At 57.7% G+C, this 6,495-nt stretch carries 5 protein-coding genes; all 5 read left to right on the top strand.

The features are described 5' to 3' along the window. Positions 1-86 precede the first annotated feature (86 nt). The 5 genes from infB to ACFFK0_RS25210 are packed head-to-tail and all read left to right on the top strand — an operon-like array spanning position 87 to position 6,392. A complete protein-coding gene (gene infB, locus ACFFK0_RS25230; RefSeq protein WP_377473157.1) occupies positions 87-3,110 on the top strand; it encodes a translation initiation factor IF-2 in 3,024 nt (1,007 codons plus the stop codon). A 5-nt stretch (positions 3,111-3,115) separates the two neighbouring features. Then, a complete protein-coding gene (gene rbfA, locus ACFFK0_RS25225) occupies positions 3,116-3,475 on the top strand; it encodes a 30S ribosome-binding factor RbfA (RefSeq protein WP_377473156.1) in 360 nt (119 codons plus the stop codon). After that, on the top strand, positions 3,472-4,467 hold the full coding sequence (locus ACFFK0_RS25220) for a DHH family phosphoesterase (protein WP_377473155.1): 996 nt from the start codon (positions 3,472-3,474) through the stop codon (positions 4,465-4,467). The genes rbfA and ACFFK0_RS25220 overlap by 4 nt, the downstream gene beginning before the upstream one ends. After that, positions 4,464-5,414 carry a tRNA pseudouridine(55) synthase TruB gene (gene truB / locus ACFFK0_RS25215; protein ID WP_377473154.1) on the top strand — a complete coding sequence of 317 codons (951 nt, stop codon included), beginning with the start codon at positions 4,464-4,466 and terminating at the stop codon, positions 5,412-5,414. Before ACFFK0_RS25220 ends, truB begins: the two co-directional genes overlap by 4 nt. A 27-nt stretch (positions 5,415-5,441) precedes the next feature. Continuing rightward, positions 5,442-6,392, top strand: coding sequence for a bifunctional riboflavin kinase/FAD synthetase (locus ACFFK0_RS25210; protein ID WP_377473153.1), 951 nt, complete (start codon positions 5,442-5,444; stop codon positions 6,390-6,392). The last annotated feature ends 103 nt before the right edge of the window (positions 6,393-6,495 follow it).

Below are 6,495 nucleotides of genomic sequence, written 5' to 3'. Positions count from 1 at the left end.
AAAACAAGACCCTGGCCGAAAGGCCAGAGCCGATGCGGGAATTTTTATTCCGAGAGGCTTAGCAAACTTAGCGGAGGTGAAAGATATTGAGCAAAACAGACAATAAGCTTCGAGTTTATGAATATGCCAAATCTTTAAATATGAGTTCGAAAGAAATTATTACTATACTAAAGCGCCAAAATATTCCGGTAAACAACCACATGAGCGTTATGGAGGACAATGCCGTCTCCGCTGTGGAGAAGTTTTTTCGGGATATTAAGGCGAATGCCGCGGCGAAGCGCGCGGCAGGAGATGGAGGCCAAGTGAACGTATCGCAAGCGAAATCACAGCAACAGCAACAGCCGGCCACTCAAGCTGCCACACCGAAACCGGAGCAGCGGCCGAATCAAACGGGAACGGGCGGTTCAACGGTTCAGCAGCCGCCGCAAGAAACGAATCAGCGTCAGACGGAATCTCGTCCGCAGCCGGATGCCCAGCGCCAAGCGGAAGCACGACCGCAAGCAGAGCAGAACCATGCTGAGGGTCGTCCGCAGGGCCAAGGTCAAGGCGGCAATCAGGGTGGCCGCCCGCAAGGTCAAGGCGGATATCAAGGCAATCGCGAAGGACGCCCGCAGGGTCAAGGCGGAAACCGCGACGGACGCCAAGGCGGCGGGTATCAAGGGAACCGCGAAGGCCGTCCGCAAGGTGGCGGCTATCAGGGTAACCGTGACGGCCGTCCAGGCGGCGGTTATCAAGGCAACCGCGACGGAAACCGCCCGCAGGGCCAAGGCGGCGGCTACCAAGGCAATCGCGACGGAAACCGTCCGCAGGGCCAAGGCGGCGGCTACCAAGGGAACCGCGACGGAAACCGCCCACAGGGCCAAGGCGGCGGCTACCAAGGGAACCGTGACGGTCGTCCGGGCGGCGGTTACCAGGGCAACCGTGACGGGAATCGTCCGCAAGGCGGAGGCGGCTATCAGGGTAATCGCGACGGCCGTCCGCAAGGTCAAGGTCAAGGTCAAGGCGGTCCTCGTCCAGGCGGCCAAGGCGGCTTCGGCGGCGGCAATCGCCCGCAGGGTGGAGGCGGCTTCGGCGGCGGAGCGCCGCGCGGAGGCGCCGGCTTTGGCGGCGGCGCCGGTGCAGCGGCCGGAGGCCGTCCGGGCGACTCCCGTCGTCCAGGAGCACAACAGCAGCAGCAGTCGAATCCGCGTTTCAATCCGCGTAATCCGTCTTCGCTCGAAGAGGTCGAGGATCGCGGCAAGGCCGGGGCCAAGAAGGCGAAGCAGAACCAGCGCTTCGAAGAAAACAAAATGCGCGGCCGCGGCGGCAAGAACAGCAGAGGCCGTCAGCCGGAGCAGCGGAAAGAGAAGATCGACAACACGCCGAAGAAGATTATTGTCCGCGGCGAAATGACGGTCGGCGAAACCGCAAAGCTGCTTCATAAGGAAGTATCCGAGGTCATCAAGAAGCTGTTCATGATGGGCGTAATGGCAACCATTAATCAGGAGCTCGACCTCGATACGATTCAGCTGCTGGCAGGCGAATACGGCGTTGAAGTCGAGATCAAGATTGCCGTCGACGAAGACAACTTCGAGCTCATCGAAGAAAAGGACGAAGACGAGGATCTCGTAGAGCGTCCGCCTGTCGTTACGATCATGGGTCACGTTGACCACGGTAAGACGACGCTTCTCGACGCAATCCGCGAAACGAACGTAACTGCGGGCGAAGCCGGCGGCATTACGCAGCACATCGGTGCGTACCAAGTCGAAATCAACAATAAGAAGATTACATTCCTGGATACCCCGGGTCACGAAGCGTTCACCAGCATGCGTGCCCGCGGCGCACAGGTTACCGACATTACAATTATCGTCGTAGCGGCCGATGACGGCGTCATGCCGCAGACGGTTGAGGCGATCGCCCACGCAAAGGCGGCGAACGTTCCGATTATCGTGGCCGTCAACAAAATCGACAAACAGGGCGCGAACCCGGATCGTATCAAGCAGGACCTGACCGAGCACGGCCTCGTGCCGGAAGAGTGGGGCGGCGATACGATTTTCGTGGAAATTTCCGCGAAGCAGCGCATCAACCTGGAAGGCTTGCTGGAGATGATTCTCCTCGTGGCGGAAGTGCAGGATTACAAAGCGAATCCGAACAAACGCGCGCGCGGTACGGTCATCGAAGCCGAGCTCGACAAGGGCAAGGGTCCTGTAGCCCGCGTCCTGATCCAACACGGTACGCTGAAGGTCGGCGACAGCTTCGTAGCCGGGGTATGCTTCGGCCGCGTTCGTGCCATGACGAACGACAAGGGCAAGAAGCTGAAGGAAGCTGGTCCGTCCACACCGGTCGAAATTACCGGTCTTACCGAAGTTCCGCAAGCCGGCGATCCGCTGCTTGCGTACGAGGATGAGCGCAAAGCTAGAGCGATTGCCGAGCGCCGCGCGTCCACGCTGCGTCAATCGAGCATGAGCGCTAACGCGCGCGTGACGCTGGACGATTTTGCGAAGAAGATTAAAGAAGGCGACGTGAAAGACCTTAACGTTATTATCAAAGGTGACGTACAGGGCTCTGTCGAGGCACTTCGCAGCTCGCTCGAGAAGATCGAAGTCGAAGGCGCTCGCGTGAAGATCGTCCTCAGCGGCGTCGGCGCGATCACCGAATCCGATATTTCCTTGGCCAGCGCATCGAACGCGATCGTGATCGGCTTCAACGTTCGTCCGGAATCCGCCGCAATGGCGACAGCCGAGCAGGAGAAGGTCGACGTTCGTCTGCATAATATCATTTACAATGTGATTGAAGAGATCGAGAAGGCGATGAAGGGCATGCTCGATCCGATCTTCAAGGAAACTTCGCTCGGTTCGGCGGAAGTCCGCAATGTGTTCAAGATTACGGGAGCGGGTATTGTCGCAGGTTGTATGGTCACTACCGGCAAAATCGTGCGTAACGCCAATGCACGCCTTGTCCGTAACGGAATCGTTGTTCACGAAGGCAAGATCGACAACCTCAAGCGTTTCAAGGATGACGCCAAAGAAGTGGCGGCAGGCTACGAGTGCGGTATATCCTTCGACCGTTATAACGATATTAAAGAAGGGGACGTCATCGAAGCCTTTATCATGGAAACCGTAGAGAGGTGATTCCTATGACCAAAGTGCGTCAAAGCCGGGTCGGCGAGCAAATCAAGAAGGAGCTGTCTCAGCTCATTCAGCAGGAGCTCAAAGATCCGCGCATCGGCTTCCTCACGATTACCGGCGTCGATGTAACCGGAGATTTGTCGCAGGCGAAAGTGTACTTGAGCGTGCTTGGATCGGAAGAGCAGAAGCAGGACGCGCTTCGCGCCCTCGCGAAGGCGAACGGCTTTCTGCGCACCGAGATCGGCAAGCGAATCCGGCTGCGCAAAGTTCCAGAGCTGCTGTTTAAGACGGATACTTCCGTCGATTACGGCAGCCGCATCGACAACTTGCTTCACCAGCTTCAATCTGGAAGGAATCCTGAAGTATGAGACCGGAAGCCGCTGTGGCGGCCGATTACGAGCGGTTTCATGCGGCTGCCGATTTCTTGCGGGAGCATGACGATTTCCTGGTGGTGTCTCACGTCCAGCCGGACGGAGACGCCGTCAGCTCTACGCTGGCAATCGGATGGATGCTTTCGAAGCTGGGCAAGACGTTTACGATGATGAACGAAGGTGCGCTGCCAACGAAATTCGGCGATTTGCCGGGCTTCGAGCATGTTCTTTCGTTCACGGACCAGGCGCCCGAGCGCCTGTTTCGTCATGTCGTGAGCATCGACTGTGCGGATTTTGCACGAATCGGCCGGGTTAGCGAGCTGTTCGCTCCGGAAGCCAAGCTGTTAAATATCGACCATCATCCGACGAACGACGGTTTCGGCAGCTGCGCGCTTATCGTGCCGCACGCCGCGGCGACCGTAGAAATCATTTATGATTTGGCCGTTTGGATGGGATTGGAGCTGGACGTCCCGTTCGGCAATTGTATATATACAGGGTTATTAACCGATACTGGCGGCTTTCGATACGCAAGCGTCACACCGAAGGTTATGCAGACGGCAGCCGACTTGCTGAAGCTTGGCGTTATCGGGCACCGGCTCGCAGAGGAGCTTCTGGAGAAGCTGACCTACCCCCAAATCTTACTGCTGCAAAAAGGCCTTGCCTCGCTGCAGTTCGCTTATGACCGGAAAGTGGCTTGGCTGCACGTCAGTTTGGACGATATGGCGGCTATCGAAGCGGCAAGCGAAGATTTGGACGGTCTTGTGAATTACCCTCGCAATGTGGAAGGGGTCCTTGTCGGACTTTTGTTTAAACAGCGCGGTCCTACTACTTGGAAAATCAGCCTGCGATCGAATACCGTCAACGTTGCCGAAATTGCCCAGCACTTCGGAGGAGGGGGCCATATACGGGCCTCCGGTTGTACGGTGGAAGGCGACTTGCAGGAAGTGGTGGAACGCGTCATTCGGAAAGTCGGGGAGACGTTGAAATGACCGTTTTGGAAGGCATTCTCCCTGTCTGGAAGCCGGCCGGGATGACATCGCACGACGTCGTCGCCAAGGTGCGGCGCATTACGAAGGAGAAGCGTATCGGCCACACCGGTACGCTGGATCCGCAGGTAACCGGTGTCCTGCCGCTTTGCATCGGGCATGCGACCCGTCTTGTCGAGCATATTCAGGAGCTGCCGAAAACTTACGTCGCAAGGCTTGTGTTCGGTATCGCTACCGATACGGAAGATCTGACGGGAACCATTATCGACCGCGACGAGAACGTACGGGTCGACCGCGACCGGCTTACCGAAGCGCTGGGGAAGTTTGTCGGTGAAATCGAACAAATCCCGCCCATGTATTCGGCGGTAAAGGTCGGCGGAAAACGGTTGTACGAGCTTGCCCGCAGCGGGGAAGAAATTGATCGCAAAGCCCGGACGGTCACCGTCTACACTTTGAAGCTGCTGGACACGCAGCTCGATCAGCCGCTTCCTGAAGCAAGTATCGAAGTACAATGCTCCAAGGGGACGTACATCCGTACTTTGTGCGTCGACATTGGCCGCACGCTTGGCGTTCCTTCGGTCATGAAGGAGCTGGTCCGCACGAAAACGGGGCACTGGTCGCAGGAACAGTGCTTGACGCTGGAGCAAATCGAACAATTACACAAGCAAGGCGAGCTTGCCAAGCAGCTCGTTCCGCTGGGCGATGCTGTCGATCATCTGCCGGATGTGACGGTAAGCGAGCAGCAAACCGCACATGCGCTTCAAGGGAAAAAGCTGCGGCTCCCCGCATCTGTCGGGCAGACGCTGCGTTCCGGCGAGCTGGTGCGGGTATATTCACCACAGCGTCTGTTCATCGGGCTGATGAGCTGGGACGAGGCGGAAGGATTGCTCGTTCCGAACAAAATCTTCAGCACTTCGTTCGGGCGGGAAGCGGCGCCGATACGTACGTAAACAACCCGTTAGTACGGGAGGGGGCGCATGATGCTCGTTTATCGTTTATCTTATCAGGAGCCTATGCCGCCTTTTGATGCTTTGCAGCCTCGTAAAGTGATGGCGATCGGGGATTTCGACGGAGTCCATCTCGGTCACCGCGAAGTGATCCGGCGCGCTGTTGCCGATGCGGAAAGCCTCCGGGCTCCGGCGGCGGTGATGACATTCGATCCGCATCCGCGCGAGGTGCTGGGTATCGCCAAATACGCTTACAGCTTGACGCCTTTGGAGAGAAAGCTGGAGCTGTTAGAACAGCTTGGCGTCGATATCGCTTACGTTGTTTCCTTCGACGAGCAGCTTATGCGCGTAACGCCGGAGCAATTTATTGAGCGTGTGCTGCTCCCGCTTGGACTTGACACGGCCATTGTCGGCTTTGATTTCACGTTTGGACACCGCGGGTTAGGCACACCGGATTCATTGGCACAGCTTAGCAAGGGGGCGTTTGCCGTGGAAGTGATTCGACCCTTCGAGATCGAGGGGAGCAAAGTGAGCTCGACTGCGATTCGGGAAGCGCTGGAACGCGGCGATGTGGCCGAGGCACACAAGCTGCTCGGCCGGCCGTATGCCGTTCGGGGCACCGTCGTCCATGGCGACGCCCGCGGCCGGACGATCGGGTTCCCGACCGCCAATATAGAACCTGAAGGTCTTTACGTACTGCCGGCTAACGGCGTATATGCGATTCGTGCCGAACTGGACGGCGAGCGCTACGACGGCGTGATGAACGTCGGAGTGAAGCCGACGTTTGCTTCGGGCGGCGTACCCGTGCCAACCCTGGAGGCGCACCTGTTCGAGTTTAACCGCGATATTTACGGTGCCGTACTCGAGGTACAGCTGATCTCTCGGCTTCGCAGCGAGCGCAAGTTCGGATCCGTTCAAGAGCTCGTGGAGCAAATTCGCCGCGATGCGGAAGAAGCGAAGGCGCATTTACTTTCGTTCTAGATCATGTTATACTAGGGAACGTTGTCAAGACACTAGCCTTGACGACAGCGAACCGTAGCTTGGATTGGCGCTCCACCGGCGCATTCTGGGCTATCGGCGATTC

This window comes from Paenibacillus chartarius (assembly GCF_042432825.1).
In the GTDB taxonomy this organism is placed as follows: domain Bacteria; phylum Bacillota; class Bacilli; order Paenibacillales; family NBRC-103111; genus Gordoniibacillus; species Gordoniibacillus chartarius.
The sequence above is the reverse complement of the archived record's forward strand: the minus strand, read 5'-3'. Positions and strand labels throughout refer to the sequence as shown.

What these genes read in the sequence shown, in the direction of transcription:
- rbfA (WP_377473156.1), top strand. Translation starts at nt 3,116, where the DNA reads ATGACCAAAGTGCGTCAAAGCCGGGTCGGCGAGCAAATCAAGAAGGAG.
- ACFFK0_RS25220 (WP_377473155.1), top strand. Translation starts at nt 3,472, where the DNA reads ATGAGACCGGAAGCCGCTGTGGCGGCCGATTACGAGCGGTTTCATGCG.
- truB (WP_377473154.1), top strand. Translation starts at nt 4,464, where the DNA reads ATGACCGTTTTGGAAGGCATTCTCCCTGTCTGGAAGCCGGCCGGGATG.
- ACFFK0_RS25210 (WP_377473153.1), top strand. Translation starts at nt 5,442, where the DNA reads ATGATGCTCGTTTATCGTTTATCTTATCAGGAGCCTATGCCGCCTTTT.